The sequence below is a fragment of the Lelliottia sp. EB106-05-01-XG201 genome, assembly GCF_058791735.1.
Map to the genome: position 1 here is coordinate 3,169,191 of NZ_JBYTDV010000001.1, position 17,278 is coordinate 3,186,468.

Annotated in this window: 17 protein-coding genes; 11 read left to right on the forward strand and 6 right to left on the reverse strand. The window is 54.6% G+C overall.

All coding sequences use genetic code 11. The features are described 5' to 3' along the window. Positions 1-5: 5 nt before the first annotated feature. Positions 6-1,115: an SLC13 family permease gene (locus AC3WS9_RS14880; RefSeq protein WP_492489086.1), complete on the reverse strand. Its 1,110-nt coding sequence runs from the start codon at positions 1,113-1,115 to the stop codon at positions 6-8. After that, positions 1,112-1,585, reverse strand: a complete 474-nt coding sequence (gene mntR / locus AC3WS9_RS14885) for a manganese-binding transcriptional regulator MntR (RefSeq protein ID WP_282492280.1) — start codon at positions 1,583-1,585, stop codon at positions 1,112-1,114. The genes AC3WS9_RS14880 and mntR overlap by 4 nt, the downstream gene beginning before the upstream one ends. A gap of 183 nt (positions 1,586-1,768) precedes the next feature. Here mntR and mntS point away from each other — a divergent pair, with 183 nt between their 5' ends. Continuing rightward, positions 1,769-1,897 (forward strand): manganase accumulation protein MntS, encoded by a 129-nt coding sequence (mntS, locus tag AC3WS9_RS14890; protein ID WP_282492279.1) that lies wholly within the window; start codon positions 1,769-1,771, stop codon positions 1,895-1,897. Positions 1,898-2,177: 280 nt separating this feature from the next. Continuing rightward, positions 2,178-3,761 (forward strand): phosphoethanolamine transferase, encoded by a 1,584-nt coding sequence (locus AC3WS9_RS14895; RefSeq protein WP_492489089.1) that lies wholly within the window; start codon positions 2,178-2,180, stop codon positions 3,759-3,761. A 99-nt stretch (positions 3,762-3,860) separates the two neighbouring features. Here the strand turns inward: AC3WS9_RS14895 and ompX are convergent, their stop codons facing one another. Next, entirely contained in the window at positions 3,861-4,379 is a 519-nt protein-coding gene (ompX, locus tag AC3WS9_RS14900) for an outer membrane protein OmpX (RefSeq protein WP_282492277.1), read from the reverse strand. 355 nt (positions 4,380-4,734) lie between these two features. On the opposite strand from ompX, the gene rhtA reads away from it, so the two are divergent. The 6 genes from rhtA (at position 4,735) to ybiO (ending at position 11,347) form a co-directional block, all read left to right on the forward strand. Beyond that, entirely contained in the window at positions 4,735-5,622 is an 888-nt protein-coding gene (gene rhtA / locus AC3WS9_RS14905; RefSeq protein ID WP_492489091.1) for a threonine/homoserine exporter RhtA, read from the forward strand. A 303-nt stretch (positions 5,623-5,925) separates the two neighbouring features. After that, positions 5,926-6,429 (forward strand): DNA starvation/stationary phase protection protein Dps, encoded by a 504-nt coding sequence (gene dps, locus AC3WS9_RS14910; protein WP_095281343.1) that lies wholly within the window; start codon positions 5,926-5,928, stop codon positions 6,427-6,429. Between the two features lie 362 nt (positions 6,430-6,791). After that, on the forward strand, positions 6,792-7,538 hold the full coding sequence (gene glnH / locus AC3WS9_RS14915; protein ID WP_095281342.1) for a glutamine ABC transporter substrate-binding protein GlnH: 747 nt from the start codon (positions 6,792-6,794) through the stop codon (positions 7,536-7,538). 79 nt (positions 7,539-7,617) lie between these two features. Further along, complete coding sequence (gene glnP / locus AC3WS9_RS14920) at positions 7,618-8,277, forward strand: glutamine ABC transporter permease GlnP (RefSeq protein WP_095281341.1); 660 nt, start codon at positions 7,618-7,620, stop codon at positions 8,275-8,277. Continuing rightward, complete coding sequence (gene glnQ / locus AC3WS9_RS14925) at positions 8,274-8,996, forward strand: glutamine ABC transporter ATP-binding protein GlnQ (protein WP_095281340.1); 723 nt, start codon at positions 8,274-8,276, stop codon at positions 8,994-8,996. The genes glnP and glnQ overlap by 4 nt, the downstream gene beginning before the upstream one ends. Positions 8,997-9,133: 137 nt before the next feature. Further along, a complete protein-coding gene (gene ybiO / locus AC3WS9_RS14930; protein WP_492489094.1) occupies positions 9,134-11,347 on the forward strand; it encodes a mechanosensitive channel protein in 2,214 nt (737 codons plus the stop codon). A gap of 34 nt (positions 11,348-11,381) precedes the next feature. Here the strand turns inward: ybiO and rlmF are convergent, their stop codons facing one another. Beyond that, the gene (gene rlmF, locus AC3WS9_RS14935) at positions 11,382-12,299 is read right to left on the reverse strand and encodes a 23S rRNA (adenine(1618)-N(6))-methyltransferase RlmF (RefSeq protein ID WP_285149082.1); all 918 of its coding nucleotides are present in this window, start codon (positions 12,297-12,299) and stop codon (positions 11,382-11,384) included. 247 nt (positions 12,300-12,546) lie between these two features. On the opposite strand from rlmF, the gene mcbA reads away from it, so the two are divergent. The 3 genes from mcbA (at position 12,547) to ybiJ (ending at position 13,751) form a co-directional block, all read left to right on the forward strand. Then, positions 12,547-12,813 carry a DUF1471 family periplasmic protein McbA gene (gene mcbA / locus AC3WS9_RS14940; protein ID WP_282492273.1) on the forward strand — a complete coding sequence of 89 codons (267 nt, stop codon included), beginning with the start codon at positions 12,547-12,549 and terminating at the stop codon, positions 12,811-12,813. A gap of 125 nt (positions 12,814-12,938) precedes the next feature. Continuing rightward, positions 12,939-13,205 (forward strand): DksA/TraR family C4-type zinc finger protein, encoded by a 267-nt coding sequence (locus tag AC3WS9_RS14945; RefSeq protein ID WP_492489096.1) that lies wholly within the window; start codon positions 12,939-12,941, stop codon positions 13,203-13,205. A 285-nt stretch (positions 13,206-13,490) separates the two neighbouring features. Further along, positions 13,491-13,751 carry a DUF1471 family protein YbiJ gene (ybiJ, locus tag AC3WS9_RS14950; protein ID WP_100777112.1) on the forward strand — a complete coding sequence of 87 codons (261 nt, stop codon included), beginning with the start codon at positions 13,491-13,493 and terminating at the stop codon, positions 13,749-13,751. Positions 13,752-13,867: 116 nt separating this feature from the next. On the opposite strand, the gene ybiB is transcribed toward ybiJ, so the two are convergent. Further along, the gene (gene ybiB / locus AC3WS9_RS14955) at positions 13,868-14,833 is read right to left on the reverse strand and encodes a DNA-binding protein YbiB (RefSeq protein ID WP_492489098.1); all 966 of its coding nucleotides are present in this window, start codon (positions 14,831-14,833) and stop codon (positions 13,868-13,870) included. 66 nt (positions 14,834-14,899) lie between these two features. Further along, positions 14,900-17,077: an ATP-dependent DNA helicase DinG gene (gene dinG, locus AC3WS9_RS14960; RefSeq protein ID WP_492489100.1), complete on the reverse strand. Its 2,178-nt coding sequence runs from the start codon at positions 17,075-17,077 to the stop codon at positions 14,900-14,902. Between the last annotated feature and the right edge of the window lie 201 nt (positions 17,078-17,278).

The following is a 17,278-nucleotide window of genomic DNA, read 5'->3' on the forward strand; positions in this document are numbered from 1 at the left end:
GCGCACTATATGAGAAGGAATAATCCGAAACCGACGGCGGCCGCCCAGACCAGCATTGGCAGGGACCAGAGGTGGAATCGCCACCAGATCCGACGGTTGTTTGCCATGCGCAGAGCGATCAGATTGGCGAGCGATCCCGGCAGTAAGCCGAATCCGCCCACGTTCACAGCCCAGGCCAGCAGCGCCGTTGGCGGGACGTAGTTGATCAGCAGGATAGTCGACGGGACGTTGCTGATAAATTGCGACAGGCCAATTGCCGTCAGCCACAGGCCGAGCGGTGACAGTCCGCTGACGCTGTGCAGGGAATTCTGCAGGGCGGGAAGTTGAATCAGCAGATGCACGTCGATAAACATCGCCATGAATACCAGCAGCAGCGTCCAGTCAACGCTGATCAGCACCCGCCGCGCCAGAATTAAAAAACCACCCGCCACCAACAGAGCGCCCCACAGCGCCAGCTTCAGTTCCAGCGCCGTCAGGAAAACGATATACAGGGCCAGACAGCCCCACACCAGCCGCGGATTCCATGACGAGGCCTGGGTTCCGCTGTGGTAGTTGAGCGCTTTATTCGGAAAGGCGAACCAGCACACCGCCAGCAGGGAGAGCATCATCACCAGCGCCAGAGGCGCCATTTGCCAGGTGAACGCCGTGAACGACAGCCCGGAGCGCCCCCAGAGGAGTATGTTTTGCGGGTTGCCGATCGGCGTCAGCAGCGATCCGGCGTTAACCGCCAGCGCTTCGAAGATAATCAGTCGGTTGACCGGGATCTCACAAAGTTTGCGCAGCGTCAGAGTCAAAGGCACGACGATAAACAGCGCCACGTCGTTGGTCAGAAAGGTGGAGAGCAGCGCGGCGGCCAGCACCATAAACAGCGACAGCTTTCGCTCGGTGGCAAAGCGGCGCACCATTTTGCGCCCGATGACGTCGAAATAGCCGCTCTGCTCCACCCCTTTGGTAAGCATCATCAGCCCGCTGAGGGTAATGATGGTGTGCCAGTCGATAGCCGCCGGCCAGGCGGCGGGCGCAAAGGGCACGAAAAAGCTCAGCCCGACGCCAATCAGTAACAGAAGATGGAAAAAGCGATCGCGGGCGAGCGCCCGCAGGCCCGGTATGTTCATTCAGCAGCCGATCCGAATTTGAGCGTGAACTCGCGGAATTTCTCCAGCGTCTCTTCGCTGACGTGGTGTTCAATTCCTTCCGAATCGCGGCGAGCGATGTCTTCGCTCACGCCCAGCACCAGCAGAAAGTTTTCGACGATCTGATGGCGCTCGCGACTCTCCTGCGCCAGTTTTTCGCCTTCCGGCGTCAGGAACACCCCCCGCCACGGGATCATTTCAATCAGCCCGACCGAGGCCAGGCGTTTTAACATTTTGGCAACCGTGGGCTGCGACACACCCAGGCGGGCAGCCATGTCCACCTGACGCGCTTCCCCGACCTCGCGAAAGAGATCGGAAATCAGCTCAACGTAGTCATCAATCAGCTCGCGACGGTGCGCCTCACGCACCTGACGAAACCCTTCAACATGCTCTTCAACATTCACCAGTTGCGTCTTTTTTTTTGTAGTTGGCTTACCTGCGCGACGGTTCATTGCACTTCCTCAGTGGGTTGACGCCCCTGGCGTCCTGTAACGAGAGCGCACAGTGTAAACCATCCCTCTACAAGCACAAAAAATTAACGAATTAGCCATAGCTATACAATATAGCCTGTGCTATATCTGTATGTAATGCAGTCACCCTTCACGGATCGAAGGGATCCGAAATCAGGAGGTCACATGAACGAATTCAAGAGGTGTATGAAAGTGTTTAGCCACTCCCCCTTTAAAGTACGCTTAATGCTGCTGAACATGCTGTGCGATATGATCAACGGCAAACCACAGCAGAACGACAAGCCATCCCACTAAGCGGCGTCGCGGTACGCCGCTTTCATTTTTTCGTCACAATTCCCGCGCAAACTGCTCTGTTAGCCCCCAATTCCCGATCTTTTTTACGGATTTGTAATCCCTCTCGCAAAACATCTTCTTAGCAACTGTTGACCTGAATGCCGACTGGCTCTATCTTCTTGCAGCCCTGCACCATTTGCGGCTCGCTGAAGCGGACCCTCATTCCCTCTCCACGCACTGTCAGGCAGGCTTTGACCCTCGACGCCAGGGTGAGCACATGGCGTTTTCACGATAGTGACCTATGAATTTAACCCTGAAAGAAACATTAATTACCCGCAGTCGGGCCTTAAGCCCGTGGACGGGATTCTACTTTCTGCAATCGCTGCTCATTAACTTTGCGCTGGGCTATCCCTTTAGTCTGCTCTACGCCGTGGCCTTTACCTGTCTGCTGCATTTGATGTGGCGCAGCGCGCCGCGTGCACAAAAAGTGGTGGTCGGGGTCTGCTCTGTCGTGGCGGCGATGTACTACCCCTTTGGTCAGGCCTATGGCGCGCCCAACTTCAACACCCTGCTGGCGCTGCACTCCACCAATATGGAAGAGTCCACGGAGATCCTGACGATCTTCCCGTGGTACAGCTATGTCATCGGCCTGTTTATTTTTGCGCTCGGCGTAATTGCCGTGCGTCGTAAGCCGCAAGAGAAAAAGCCGTGGGGCATGATTGAAAACCTGTGCCTGGTCATCGGTGTGGCGACATTCTTTGTCGCGCCAGTGCAAAACCTGGCGTGGGGCGGCGTGTTCAAGCTGAAAGATACCGGCTATCCGGTGTTCCGCTTCGTCAAAGATATTGTGGTCAACAATAAAGAAGTGCTCGACGAGCAGACGCGTATGGCTGAGCTTTCGAATATGAAAGACACCTGGAACGTGCTGGCCGTGAAACCGAAATATCACACCTACGTGGTGGTGATTGGCGAGAGCGCGCGTCGCGATGCGCTGGGCGCATTTGGCGGTCACTGGAATAACACGCCGTTTGCCAGCTCGGTGAATGGCACCCTGTTTACGGATTACGTGGCGGCAAGCGGCTCGACGCAGAAATCGCTCGGCCTGACCCTCAGCCGCGTCGTGGACGGTAAACCGCAGTATCAGGATAACTTTGTCACTCTGGCTAACCGCGCCGGTTTTCAGACCTGGTGGTTCTCGAACCAGGGACAAATCGGCGAGTACGATACGGCCATCGCCAGTATCGCCAAGCGTGCGGACGAAGCGCAGTTCCTGAAAAACGGGGATTTTGAGGCGGATAAAAATACCAAAGACGAAGCGTTACTGAAGATGACGTCGCAGGTATTTGCCAGCCAGCGCACCCAGCCGCAGCTGATTGTCCTGCATCTGATGGGTTCTCACCCGCAGGCCTGCGATCGGACTCAGGGGAAATACGCGGAGTTTGTGCAGTCGAAAGAGACCTCCTGCTATCTCTATACCATGACCCAGACCGACGATCTGCTGAACAAGCTCTATACCCAGCTGCGTAATACCGGCGATAGCTTCTCGATGGTCTACTTCTCGGATCACGGTCTGGCATTCAAAGAGCGCGGCAAAGAGGTGCAGTACCTGGCCCACGACGATAAGTTCCAGCAGAACTTCCAGGTGCCGTTTATGGTGCTGTCGAGCGATGATAAAACCCATCGCATCATCAAAGCGCGCCGTTCCGCGAATGATTTCCTGAGCTTCTTCTCCCAGTGGACGGGGATTTCTGCCAAAGAGATCGCTAACAGCTACCCGTTCATGTCCAACAAGAAAGCGCCGCCGGTCTACATTACTAACTTCAAGCTACAGAAAGTGGAGTATACCCATTTGGGTACAGATCTTTTTGAGGTGAAAAGCAGATAGGTAAGGTGCGGCCTGATGCCCTCTCCCACGGGGAGAGGGTAAAAACATAAAAAAAAATCCGCCACATTGGGCGGATTTTTTACTGGCTCACCGAAGTGATTAGAAGCGGTAACCCACGCCTGCGATCCAGGTGCCAACGTCAACGTTGCGGATACGGCTCTGCTCATAGGAGAAGTCCAGAGCAACGTTTTCGATTGGGTTGAACTGCATACCTGCGCCGTAAGAGAAACCGTAGTCGCTGGTAGATGCAGTGCGGTTCAGACCCTGGTTTTCAGTCTGCTGGAATTTACCGTAGCCAACACCTACAACACCGTAGATGCTTGCCCAGTCGTTCAGGCGGTAAGCAGGACCAGCGGTCACACCGTAGTACTGAGCTTTGTTATAAGCGCCATCTTCAGTACGATCTTTCTCGGTGTAAGTGAAAGAACCGATCACGCCCAGCGGGTTGTTGTCCTGCTCGTAGCGGTACTTCAGGTTGAAACCGTTAGCTTTGTTCACTACGCCCTGCATATCGCTCTGAGCGTAACCACCGGTAACAGTGGAAGTAGCAGCTACAGCGGTACCTGCGGAAACAGCCAGAACAGCGGCCAGTGCTGAAAGACATGCAATTTTTTTCATAACCACCTCAAATGTGCTTCAAGTAAATCCGTAAGTTTTAAATATATCAAAAAATCTTGTGAAACTCTTTGTGATTCGTATTGTCTAACCCAGCCTTTGATGTAACAGAACATTTCAAAGCGCAGCTATCTCATTCAAAAAACGCGGAATTTCTACATTAATACGCTGATTCTGCGCGCCAATGGCGTTACATTCATCCAGATTAATCCTAATCTGTTAGCTGAATAAACCATCAATAAAGAGTCATTTTACGGATTTTCTGGCTTTTTTTTTCAACAAAGTCTCAACCGCTCGTCGTTTATTTCAATTACACTGCGAACCTTACGCCATTTGACAAAAATTGACAGGAGAAAGGATGCCGGGGATGTCTCGCAAGGCGCCAGTCTGGTTGCCCATCGTCGTAATACTCATCGCTATGTTGTCCATTCAGAGTGGCGCATCACTGGCTAAATCCCTCTTTCCGCTGGTCGGCGCGCCCGGTGTGACTGCCCTGCGTATCGCGCTGGGCACCCTGATTCTGGTGGTCATCTTTAAACCGTGGCGTCTGAGATTCAAAAATGAGCAACGCCTGCCGCTGCTTTTTTACGGGCTGTCACTGGGTGGGATGAACTATCTCTTTTATCTGTCGATTCAGACTGTGCCGCTGGGCATTGCCGTCGCGCTGGAGTTCACCGGCCCGCTGGCCGTGGCCCTTTTCTCTTCTCGTCGTCCCGTGGATTTTGTCTGGGTGGTGCTGGCCGTTCTCGGTCTGTGGTTCCTGCTGCCGCTGGGGCAGAACATCTCTCACGTCGATTTAACCGGTGCCGCGCTGGCGCTGGGCGCTGGAGCCTGCTGGGCAGTATACATCCTCACCGGGCAGCGTGCGGGAGAAGAGCACGGCCCGGCCACCGTGGCGCTCGGCTCGCTGATTGCAGCCATCATCTTTGTGCCAATCGGCATGGCACAAGCCACTGAATCCATCTGGCAGTGGTCCATTTTGCCGATTGGTCTGGCGGTTGCGGTACTCTCCACCGCGCTGCCCTACTCCCTCGAAATGATCGCCCTGACGCGATTGCCGACCCGTATCTTCGGCACCCTGATGAGTATGGAACCGGCGCTCGCCGCCATGTCCGGCATGGTTTTCCTCGGCGAAAGCCTGACCTTAACTCAGACGCTGGCGCTGTGCTCCATTATTGCCGCGTCGATGGGATCGACCCTCACCATGCGGCCTGAAACCAAAATCAAGAAAGTCGACGTCAATTAATGCTCTCTATTCTGCATGGTTTATTCAGCCATGCAGAATAGAGGCCAACTTGTCCATATTGTTATTTTCTTACATTTTTTGTCATCGATGTGAAATATCCCCTCACGCTGATAAAAAGATGAAGTAATTAAGACTCATCCGCATAAAATAAATGACAAACCTTTAATATCAGTCAGTTACTCAAACCCACTCCATTGCACTATTAAACCGATAGGCACAGCCATTCCGGCAGATTATAAAAGCGGTGCTATACTTATTTCCGGTAATTACCTGGAACATAAAACATCAAGAGGATATGAGATTATGAGTACCGCTAAACTGGTTAAAACGAAAGCGTCTAATCTGCTTTATACCCGTAACGATGTCTCGGATAGCGATAAGAAAGCAACGATTGAGCTGCTGAATCGCCAGGTGATCCAGTTCATTGACCTGTCATTGATCACTAAACAGGCCCACTGGAATATGCGCGGCGCAAACTTTATTGCCGTTCATGAAATGCTGGATGGATTCCGAACCGCGTTAGTGACTCACCTGGACACCATGGCAGAACGTGCCGTGCAGCTGGGCGGCGTTGCACTGGGTACCACGCAGGTGATTAACAGCAAAACCCCGCTGAAAAGCTACCCGCTGGACATTCATACCGTGCAGGATCACCTGAAAGAGCTGGCGGATCGTTATGCGGTTGTCGCCAACGACGTTCGTAAAGCGATCGGTGAAACCAAAGACGAAGACACCGCAGATATCTTAACCGCGGCTTCCCGCGACCTGGATCAATTCCTGTGGTTTATCGAATCTAACATCGAATAATCCATACGAATTATCTATAAAACCCTCGCCACCCGGCGGGGGTTTTGCACGTTTATGGTGCACGCTTTTGCTCTCCCCTCCCGCAAAAGTAAATTAGTTGTAATAATCACCTCACAAAATCGTTAACGAAAGATTGTTTTATCGCCGTTATTTGCGCTTAATAGCCACCCGTCGGCTGTGCAAACCCGACTGCACCAAAACAGCGCTCCATTATGGTGCATTAAAAGGGGTTTGCATCGTTTATTGTGCAACACATGACATCATCCTCTTTGCAAAACAATGAGTTGCAATGTTGGCACGATTTTTTCATGTAGCCGTTTGTTCTCGCAGGGGATCGCCCCGTGGATATAAAAGGAAATGCTATGAAGTCTGTATTAAAAGTTTCACTGGCTGCACTTACCCTGGCTTTTGCCATGTCCTCTCACGCTGCAGATAAAAAACTGATTGTCGCGACCGACACCGCGTTCGTCCCGTTTGAATTCAAACAGGGCGACCAGTACGTTGGTTTTGACGTGGATCTGTGGGCGGCTATCGCGAAGGAACTGAAACTGGACTACACCCTGAAGCCTATGGACTTCAGCGGCATTGTCCCGGCACTGCAAACCAAAAACGTTGACGTGGCGCTGGCGGGTATCACTATCACTGACGCACGTAAAAAAGCGATCGACTTCTCCGATGGCTACTACAAAAGCGGCCTGCTGGTGATGGTGAAAGCGGACAACAACGACGTAAAAAGCGTGAAAGATCTCGACGGTAAAGTGGTTGCAGTGAAAAGCGGCACCGGCTCTGTTGATTACGCCAAAGCAAACATCAAAACCAAAGACCTGCGTCAGTTCCCGAACATCGACAACGCTTACATGGAACTGGGCACCAACCGCGCTGACGCGGTACTGCACGACACACCAAACATCCTGTACTTCATCAAAACTGCGGGCAACGGCAAGTTCAAAGCCGTGGGCGACTCTTTAGAAGCGCAGCAGTACGGTATCGCCTTCCCGAAAGGCAGCGACGATCTGCGTACCAAAGTGAACGGCGCGCTGAAAACCCTGCGTGAGAACGGCACGTACAACGAAATCTACAAAAAATGGTTCGGCACTGAGCCAAAATAATTATTCTTAAAACAAGAAGTACGCTCAGGGGCGACCTTTCGCCCCTGCACTTTTAGAACCACGGTAACAGGAAATTATCATGCAGTTTGACTGGAGCGCCATCTGGCCTGCCATTCCTCTCTTGCTTGAAGGCGCCAAAATGACCCTGTGGATTTCGGTCCTCGGTCTGGTTGGCGGGTTGTTTATCGGCCTCGTGGCTGGTTTCGCTCGCACCTACGGCGGCTGGATTGCTAACCACATCGCACTGGTTTTCATCGAAGTGATCCGCGGGACGCCTATCGTCGTGCAGGTCATGTTCATCTACTTTGCCCTGCCAATGGCCTTCACCGATCTGCGCATTGACCCGTTCAGTGCCGCCGTGGTGACCATTATGATCAACTCCGGCGCCTACATTGCGGAAATCACGCGCGGCGCGGTGCTGTCGATTCATAAAGGCTTTAGCGAAGCGGGTCTGGCGCTGGGTCTGTCTCGTCGTGAGACCATCCGCCACGTGATCCTGCCGCTGGCGCTGCGCCGCATGCTGCCACCGCTCGGTAACCAGTGGATTATCAGTATCAAGGATACCTCGCTGTTTATCGTTATCGGCGTGGCCGAATTGACCCGTCAGGGCCAGGAGATCATTGCCGGTAACTTCCGCGCACTGGAAATCTGGAGTGCCGTGGCGGTGGTTTATCTGATTATTACGCTGCTGCTGAGCTTTGTTCTGCGTCGCCTTGAAAGAAGGATGAAAATCCTGTGATTGAATTTAAAAACGTCTCCAAGCACTTTGGTCCAACCCAGGTGCTGCACAATATCGATCTGGATATCAAACAGGGCGAAGTGGTTGTGATTATCGGGCCGTCAGGCTCGGGTAAATCAACCCTGCTGCGCTGCATCAACAAGCTCGAAGAGATCACCAGCGGCGATCTGATCGTCGATGGCCTGAAGGTCAATGACCCGAAAGTGGACGAGCGCCTGATTCGTCAGGAAGCGGGCATGGTGTTCCAGCAGTTTTATCTCTTCCCGCACCTGACGGCGCTGGAAAACGTGATGTTCGGTCCTCTGCGCGTGCGCGGAGCCAACAAAGCGGCGGCTGAGAAGCTGGCGAAAGAGCTGCTGGCGAAAGTCGGCCTTGCCGAGCGTTCTCACCACTACCCGTCTGAGCTGTCCGGCGGCCAGCAGCAGCGCGTGGCTATCGCCCGCGCGCTGGCAGTGAAACCGAAAATGATGCTGTTCGATGAGCCTACCTCCGCGCTCGACCCGGAACTGCGCCACGAAGTATTAAAGGTTATGCAGGACCTGGCGGAAGAAGGGATGACGATGGTCATCGTGACCCACGAAATCGGCTTTGCCGAGAAAGTGGCCTCCCGACTGATCTTCATCGACAAAGGGCGTATTGCGGAAGATGGTAATCCGCAGGAGCTGATTGCGAACCCACCAAGCCAGCGCTTGCAGGAGTTCTTGCAGCACGTCTCCTGATCATCGCTTTGCTTGCTACCTGCCGGGCCTCTCAATGGCCCGGCTTTTTTATGCCGGATTGTTCCCAAAAACTTCCCTCCCCCGCCTGCCATCTATACTTATCATTTTGCTGAACATTTTCTTCACCGGAGGAAGCCGTGCCGTGGATCCTGCTGCTTTTGCTTTGCCTGTTCGGTGCGCCCGCCCAGGCAGTCACCATCCCTGGCGTCACCACCAACGCGTCCTCCTCTCAGCCGCCAGCCACCGCGCCGGAACCTGACGTTGAGCAAAAGAAAGCGGCCTATGGCGCGCTGGCGGATGTGCTGGAGAATGATACCTCGCGCAAAGAGCTGATCGATCAGCTACGAACCGTAGCCAAAACACCGCCGCAGGAGCCGGTCCCGAGTATTACGCCGCCGGAAGTGACCAGCGACAAAACCGTGCTGGAGAACGTCACGGACGTCAGCCGTCACTACGGCGAAGCCCTCTCCGCCCGCTTCGCGCAGCTCTACCGCAATCTGATTGGCTCCCCGCACAAAGCCTTTAATCCGCAAACCTTTGGCAATGCCGCCAGCCACTTCCTGATGCTGGCGGGGGCGATCTTCGCTTTTTACTGGCTGGCGCGGCTGTGTGCCTGGCCGCTGTATCGCAAGATGGGGGAGTGGGGGCGCAGAAAAAATCGGGAAAAAAGCAGCTGGCTGCATCTGCCGCTGATGATTGCAGGCGCCTTTGTGATTGATTTACTCCTGCTGGCGCTGACGCTGTTTGTCGGTCAGCTCCTGAGTGACAACCTGAATGCCGGAAGTAAAACTATCGCCTTCCAGCAAAGCCTGTTCCTCAACGCCTTCGCGCTGATCGAGTTTTTCAAAGCCCTTTTACGTCTGATCTTTAGCCCACGCGTGCCGGATTTGCGTCCGTTTTCGGTCAATGATCAGAGCGCAAAATACTGGGCGCTGCGCCTCAGCATTCTGAGCGGGTTGATTGGCTACGGCCTGCTGGTCGCGGTACCGATTATCTCGAATCAGGTCAACGTGCAGATCGGCGCACTCGCCAACGTGCTGATTATGCTCTGTATTACCGTCTGGGCGCTGTATCTGATTTTCCACAATAAGAAAGCCATCACCGCCGGGCTGCTGCATCTGGCCGACCGCTCCCTCTCCTTCTTTAGTTTGTTTATCCGCGCCTTCGCGCTGGTGTGGCACTGGCTCGCCAGCGCCTATTTTATCGTGCTGTGCTTCTTCTCCCTGTTCGATCCGGGTAACAGCCTGAAGTTTATGATGGGCGCCACTTTTCACAGTCTGGCGATCATTGGGATCGCGGCTTTTATCTCCGGCCTGCTCTCGCGCTGGATTTCAAAAACCATCACCCTCTCGCCGCAGGTGCAACGCAATTATCCTGAGCTGCAAAAACGGGTGAACGGCTGGATCTCCGCCTCGCTGAAAGTGGCGCGCATCCTGACCGTCTGTATCGCCATCATGCTGCTCCTCAGCGCCTGGAGCCTGTTTGATTTCTGGAACTGGATGCACAACGGCGCTGGCGAGAAGACGGTAGATATTCTGATCCGCATCGCGCTGATCCTGTTCTTCTCGGCCATCGGCTGGACGCTACTCGCCAGCCTCATCGAAAACCGCCTGGTCTCCGATATTCACGGACGCCCGCTTCCCAGCGCTCGCGCCCGCACGCTGTTAACCCTGTTTCGCAACGCGCTGGCAGTCATTATCAGTACCATCACCATCATGATTGTGCTCTCGGAAATCGGCGTGAATATCGCCCCGCTGCTGGCGGGTGCCGGTGCCCTGGGTCTGGCCATCTCCTTCGGGTCGCAAACCCTGGTGAAAGATATTATTACCGGGATCTTTATTCAGTTTGAGAACGGGATGAATACGGGCGATCTGGTGACGATTGGGCCGTTAACCGGCACGGTCGAACGGATGTCGATTCGGTCGGTCGGCGTGCGCCAGGATACGGGCGCGTATCACATCATCCCGTGGTCATCGATTACGACCTTTGCGAACTTCGTGCGCGGGATTGGTTCAGTAGTGGCGAATTATGACGTGGATCGTCATGAGGATGCGGATAAAGCGAAACAGGCGCTGAGAGCGGCGGTTGAGGAGCTGATGGAGATGGAGGATATTCGCGGGCTGGTGATCGGTGAACCGTCGTTTGCCGGGATTGTCGGGCTGACGAATACCGCCTTTACCCTGCGCGTGTCGTTCACCACGCAGCCGCTCAAGCAGTGGACGGTGCGATTTGCGCTCGACAGCATGGTGAAAAAACATTTCGATCTCGCCGATGTACGGCCGCCGGTGCAAACCTACCAGGTGCTGCCTGCGCCGGGGTCACCACCGCCGCTGCAAGAACCTACGCTGTAAGCCCGGTAAGCGCAGCGCCACCGGGCAAAACGTATCAGAACGGACGGCGGCGTTTCGCATCATCCATAAAGGACCACGCGATAAAGCGGCTCTGTTTCTGCCCCTGAGCCATCTCTTTTTTCACCACTTTCACTGCGCCGACGTTCGTCAGTGCGCGGTAAAGTGGCGGCAAATTATCACCGCGAGAGACCAGGGTCGTAAACCACTTCACCTGACGGCCAAACTGCTGGCTTTCCGCGATCATCTTCTCGATGAAAGCCACTTCGCCGCCTTCGCACCACAGTTCGTGCTGCTGACCGCCAAAATTGAGCGCGCCATCTTCTGCCTGACCCAGGTTACGGCGCTTGCGCTCGCTCCCCGCGCGGGCAGTGGCTGCCGAATCATGGAACGGCGGATTACACATCGTGGCATCGTAGTTTTCATTCTTATGAATGATGCCGTTGAAAATCAGGGAGGCATCTTTCTGACGACGCAGACGGATGGCGCGGGTTAGCCCCTCGTTGCCGTTGATAATCGCCTGCGCGCTGGCGAAAGCTTCCGGGCCCGTTTCGCTGCCGGTAAAGCGCCAGCCATATTCATGTGCGCCAATCAGGGGATAAATCAGGTTCGCGCCGGTGCCGATATCCAGCACCGTGGCCTGTTTCGGGATCTCTCCGCCATTGCTTTCCGCCAGCAAATCAGCCAGATGGTGGATATAATCCGCACGCCCCGGCACCGGTGGACAGAGAAAACCTTCCGGAATGTCCCAGTGCGCCACGCCATAAAAATGGGCCAAAAGCGCCTTGTTCAGCGCTTTTACCGCCAGCGGATCGGCAAAATTAACTGAGGGTTCACCCGCGGGGGTCTGCACGATAAATTCCTGCAGTTGCGGGCAGCTTTGACACAGGGCATTCATGTCGTAGCGGCTACGGTGGCGGTTACGCGGGTGTAATCCCGGCTTTTGGGCAGTCATGGCATTCTCCTTTTCACAGCGGCGTAAGATACCCTCTGGGGGCCCAACGGTAAATAACTCTCTTACCGCCACAACAAATCACTAAAAATCAGCAACCTGTATGTCTATGATCTGTCAATCATTTGTCAGTTTATATCGTTCAAAAAATAAGCAGATCACCATCAAATTTTTGCGCTAAATCACACTCTCTAACCTTCTAAACTTAATCTGAATCACCCATTGTCATTCAGACTCAGAGGATGTGATTATGAAAAAATACCTGACTCTCATCGTTGTCGCTGGTGCCCTTGCCGCTGCATCGTTTCCCGCATGGTCCGTTCAGTCCCTGACGGCCGAAAACGACACCAGCCAGCTTCGCCCTGCCGGAACCGTCTCCGCCACCGGGGCCGCTAATCTGGACGACCTCCAGCATAAGCTGGCAGAAAAAGCCCGTGAACAAGGGGCAAAAGGGTTCGTTGTTGAATCCGCGAGCGGCGACAATCATATGTTTGGCACAGCCACCATCTACAAATAGTTCCCCGCACACCCGCTGCATCTGCCCAACAGGTGCAGTGCTTTATCCCCCCCCCCCCTCTTCTTGACTGTGCGTTTTTTAACCCCATATTCATACTATGTGCTTCTACTTATCAGGAGACGGATATGGCATCCGGTTGGGCGAATGACGATGCAGTGAACAAACAGATCAACAGTACGATTGAAGATGCTGTTGCGCGCGTTCGCAGCGATTTACCGCAGGGTGAAAGTTTGGTCGAGTGCGAAGAGTGTGGCGAGCCTATCCCTGAGGCGCGACGTAAAGCCATGCCAGGCGTGCGGCTTTGCATCGCCTGTCAGCAGAATAAAGATTCAAAAAATACTTCACACTCAGGATATAATCGCAGAGGTTCTAAAGACAGCCAGCTACGTTGACTCTTCTTTACCTAAACCGAAGCGGCAAGCAGTTAGCTTTACGCTCACGCTTTTTTCAACATCGCGTGGCAAAACGTGCCCTCTTCACCTCGTCTGTAAAGCGAAGCGACAAGAACTGTAAAACGGCTCTCTGAATTTATTAATAATCAATAAGTTATTTGTCATTCAATTTTTTTGAGCAATGCTGTCAATTCTCTTCGATTTTATCTTTCGCGAAAAACCGTGATACTTATCACATCGACGGAACATCGTCCCCTTAACAGAATAACCTGCGAGAGATTAACTATGAAAACCATCAAATATGCTGTTGCCGCTGTTGCCCTGTCTGCTCTGTCATTTGGCGCATTCGCTGCGGAATCTGTGACTTCTGCTCAGGCGCAGAACATGAATAAAATCGGTGTGGTGAGTGCAGAAGGCGCGACCACGCTGGACGGTCTGGAAGCAAAACTGGCTGAGAAAGCGTCAGCTGCGGGTGCAAGCGGATACACCATCACCTCTGCTAACACCAACAACAAACTTAGCGGTACTGCGGTTATCTACAAATAACCCAACGGTTTATGCTCCATCGCTCGCTACACCCTCTGGCGAGTTGCTCCAACTCTCATTGACCCTGTTGTTGTTACCCTTTGTTTGCCCGTCCTCACCGGACGGGCTTTTTTTATCTAAAAATACTGCGCCACGCGCGCCAGCCCCGCCTCAACGGAATCCGTCTCCCCTGTCGCCATCAGGCAGCACGCCATCTGTAGCTTCAGTGAATGCGGTACCGGCTCGACACCAGCCAGACAGCGCTCGGTCCAGCGGGCCGTGGTTTCAGCATCTTTCGCCGTCGGGAGCACCACTTCGCCCTGCGGATCTTCACCGCGCTCGAGCACCACACGTGTGCCCTGCTTGTCGATCAGCGTCATCTGCGGGCAGCGCTGCGGATTGGCGTAGGCTTCGCCTTCGGTGCCGTGCATCAGCAGCCCTTTACCGCCAATATCGGCGAAGAAGCCCGCCACACGGGTGACATACTCCGGGTGCGAAACGCTGGATAGTCGCAGAGCAGCATCTTCCGCAAACGGCGTCGCCAGTTTTGCCAGAGTATGCGCACTGTTACGCACGCCCATCCGCCAGCGCATATCCAGCTGTTTTTCGAGCGGCGGACAGAGTGCGCTGACCGGAATATAGACCGGGTGATGACCTTCGAGTTTGGCCTGTGCCTGACCGGCATGGAGAGTGGGCGCAATGCCCATTAATTCAAATATGGTTTCTGTCAGTACGCGCGTCGGATCGGCGCTGACGCCGTGCACCACCACCGGAAAGCCCAGCTTGTTGAGCAGTACCGCCAGCAGCGGCGTGAGGTTCGCCTGTTTGCGCGCTCCGTTATAGGTCGGGATCACAATCGGCATCGGCTTCGCGACGGGCGGCGTCAGTTGCAGGGTTTGCGCCTGCATCGCCTCGTAAAACCCGCGCATCTCCGCTTCGCCTTCGCCTTTAATGCGCAGGGCAATTAAGATGCCACCCATCTCCAGCTCCGGCACATCGCCGTTCAGCATGTGGGTGTACAGCGCGCGGGCGGTTTCCTGATCCAGATCGCGGGCGTGATTTTTCCCGCGGCCTACCTCTTTGATAATTTTGCGATAATCCACGACATTTCTCCTGACAACATCATAGACACACTATAGCCCTGATAAAGCCATCAACGATAGTGTTGCTTATTTTCTGCCGGGACTACGGCGTCTCGCGCCGGGCGCTTTTTTCCGCGCCGCCACCACTTTCGTCGGGCGCTTTGTCACTTCCGGCACGTCGGGCTGCTCGATCGGGAATACCGGCAGCGCGTTGAGCAGCCGTTGGCCGTAGTTTTTGGTCAGCAGACGTCGATCATAAATGACGATTTCGCCCCAGCAACCGTGGCTACGGATCAGTCGCCCCACCTGCTGAATCAGGTTGAAGGACGCCGCGGGCAGGCTTTGTACTTCGAACGGATAGCGGTTGAGGCTTTTGAGCCACTCGCCTTCGGTGATCACCACCGGGCTGTCGATCGGCGGGAAGGCGATTTTATGGATGTGCACCTGTGTCAGATAATCGCCCTTCAGATCCAGACCTTCTGCAAAAGACTGCAAGCCGATTAGCACGCTGCGCTCGCCACCGTCGATGCGCTTGCGATGGGTTTCCACCAGTCGGTAGCGCGGCTGATCGCCCTGCACCAGCAGTAACAGACGAAGGTCAGTGACATAGGTTAAAAACAGCTGCATCGCGCGGTTGCTGGCGAACAGCACCAGCATGCCGGGATATTTTTTGCTCTCGACCTGCTCGCGGAAATAGGCAGCCATTTCGGCAATGTGCTGCTCTTCGTGCTCCATCAGCGGCTCGTGCTGCATTTTTGGGATCACCAGTTTGCCCTGCTCGCAGTGGTTAAACGGCGAATCCAGTGAGACAAAGCGATCGCCCGCTTTCTCTTTCAGGCCGCTCATCTCCTGCAAACGCGAGAAGCTGTTCAGGGAACGCAACGTCGCGGAGGTGACGACCACGTGCGGCACGCTGCGCCAGATGAGCTTCTCCAGCTGATCGCTGACGCGAATGCCCACGCAGTGGAAGTAGAGATGAATTTGTCCGTCTTTGGCGTCCCGCGTCGCCCATTTGGTGACCGGCGCGCCAGAGGCCTGAGCCATCGACGCCAGCCGCCACAGCTTGCTTTGGCTCTCAAACATGCTCAGGGCGCGGTTCATCTGCAGCAGCACGCGATGCACGCGCACCACGTCATGGGTGCCGGTTTTTTCGCTGAGATCGTTGAGGAACATCTCCGCCAGCCCGCGCAGTTTTTCCAGATGCTTCGCCAGCTGTTTGCAGATCTCCATGATCTCCTCCGGCAGTTCGCCCATCGCAAAACGATGTTCGGCCTCCTGAGTCGCAGGCAGATAGAGATCGAGAATGGTGTTCAGCGAGGCGATTAACGCGTAAATCTCTTCGCAATGGGCACTCAGCCGCTCAGGCACCGCCAGCGGCGGCGTGGTTTTGGGGCGGAACTGTTCCATGCAGGTGGCAATCAGCTTGCAGAAGAGATCGAGCTGCAGACGAAACCACGGGGCGGTGATCTCTGCGCTCATTTCTAAGGCATCGCGCGCCACGTCCGGCAGGTGGTGTCCTTCATCGAGGACCAGCAGCAGGTTTTTCGGATCCGGCAGGACCGATTCGCTCTCGAGCGCCGCCATCACCAGCGCGTGGTTAGCCACCACCACTTCCGCTTCCTGAATTTCACGACGCGCAGCGAAGAACGGACATTCGCGGTAGTAATGGCAGTTGCGGTTCAGACAGCTGGCTTTATCGGTGCTCAGACGTCGCCACAGGTCATCGCTGACGGCTTTATCCGTGTGATCGCGCAGGCCGTCCCACTTATAGCCGTCGAGATCGACTTTGAGCTTCGCGCACAGCTCCTGCTCGGCTTTGTTGTTTGGCGTGAGGTCATCGTCGAGGAACGCCAGCAGATCCTGCTGGGTCGCTTCGGTGCTGGCAAGCCCCGCCAGATTGCGCGGGCAGACGTAACGTCCGCGTCCAAACGCGGCGGTGAAGCGCAACTCAGGGATGATTTTGCGCAGTAGCGGCAGGTCTTTGCTGTAGATCTGATCCTGCAATGCTACGTTGGCGGTGCTGACCACCAGCGTTTTTTGCTCTTCACGAGCAATCGCAATGCCGGGAATTAAATAGGAGAGGGTTTTCCCGACGCCGGTCGGGGCTTCAATCGCCAGATGCCGTCCGTCGTCCCCGGCGAGCGTCTTCGCCACATCGGCAATCATCTGCCGCTGCGGGGCTCGGGGAATAAAGTCGGGGATCTGCTGTTGCAACGCCTTATACCAGGCGGCAATTTGCGCTTTGAGCGCAGCGGTTAAAGCCATCGGGGAACCTGAAATACTGTATAAACAGCCACTATTGTGGCACGTTCGCGGGGTTGTCGCAAAAAAATCGGCAACTTTACGCTAACTTGAGAATCCAGAGCATTCAAATAACCCACATTCTATATTCTGCACTAATTCATTCGCTGTACATCATCATGCAAGTGAATATTTTCCCTTTTAAATCAGACCATTAAATAATAT

What these genes read in the sequence shown, in the direction of transcription:
- AC3WS9_RS14880 (WP_492489086.1), bottom strand. Translation starts at nt 1,115, where the DNA reads ATGAACATACCGGGCCTGCGGGCGCTCGCCCGCGATCGCTTTTTCCAT.
- mntR (WP_282492280.1), bottom strand. Translation starts at nt 1,585, where the DNA reads ATGAACCGTCGCGCAGGTAAGCCAACTACAAAAAAAAAGACGCAACTG.
- mntS (WP_282492279.1), top strand. Translation starts at nt 1,769, where the DNA reads ATGAACGAATTCAAGAGGTGTATGAAAGTGTTTAGCCACTCCCCCTTT.
- AC3WS9_RS14895 (WP_492489089.1), top strand. Translation starts at nt 2,178, where the DNA reads ATGAATTTAACCCTGAAAGAAACATTAATTACCCGCAGTCGGGCCTTA.
- ompX (WP_282492277.1), bottom strand. Translation starts at nt 4,379, where the DNA reads ATGAAAAAAATTGCATGTCTTTCAGCACTGGCCGCTGTTCTGGCTGTT.
- rhtA (WP_492489091.1), top strand. Translation starts at nt 4,735, where the DNA reads ATGCCGGGGATGTCTCGCAAGGCGCCAGTCTGGTTGCCCATCGTCGTA.
- dps (WP_095281343.1), top strand. Translation starts at nt 5,926, where the DNA reads ATGAGTACCGCTAAACTGGTTAAAACGAAAGCGTCTAATCTGCTTTAT.
- glnH (WP_095281342.1), top strand. Translation starts at nt 6,792, where the DNA reads ATGAAGTCTGTATTAAAAGTTTCACTGGCTGCACTTACCCTGGCTTTT.
- glnP (WP_095281341.1), top strand. Translation starts at nt 7,618, where the DNA reads ATGCAGTTTGACTGGAGCGCCATCTGGCCTGCCATTCCTCTCTTGCTT.
- rlmF (WP_285149082.1), bottom strand. Translation starts at nt 12,299, where the DNA reads ATGACTGCCCAAAAGCCGGGATTACACCCGCGTAACCGCCACCGTAGC.
- mcbA (WP_282492273.1), top strand. Translation starts at nt 12,547, where the DNA reads ATGAAAAAATACCTGACTCTCATCGTTGTCGCTGGTGCCCTTGCCGCT.
- AC3WS9_RS14945 (WP_492489096.1), top strand. Translation starts at nt 12,939, where the DNA reads ATGGCATCCGGTTGGGCGAATGACGATGCAGTGAACAAACAGATCAAC.
- ybiJ (WP_100777112.1), top strand. Translation starts at nt 13,491, where the DNA reads ATGAAAACCATCAAATATGCTGTTGCCGCTGTTGCCCTGTCTGCTCTG.
- dinG (WP_492489100.1), bottom strand. Translation starts at nt 17,077, where the DNA reads ATGGCTTTAACCGCTGCGCTCAAAGCGCAAATTGCCGCCTGGTATAAG.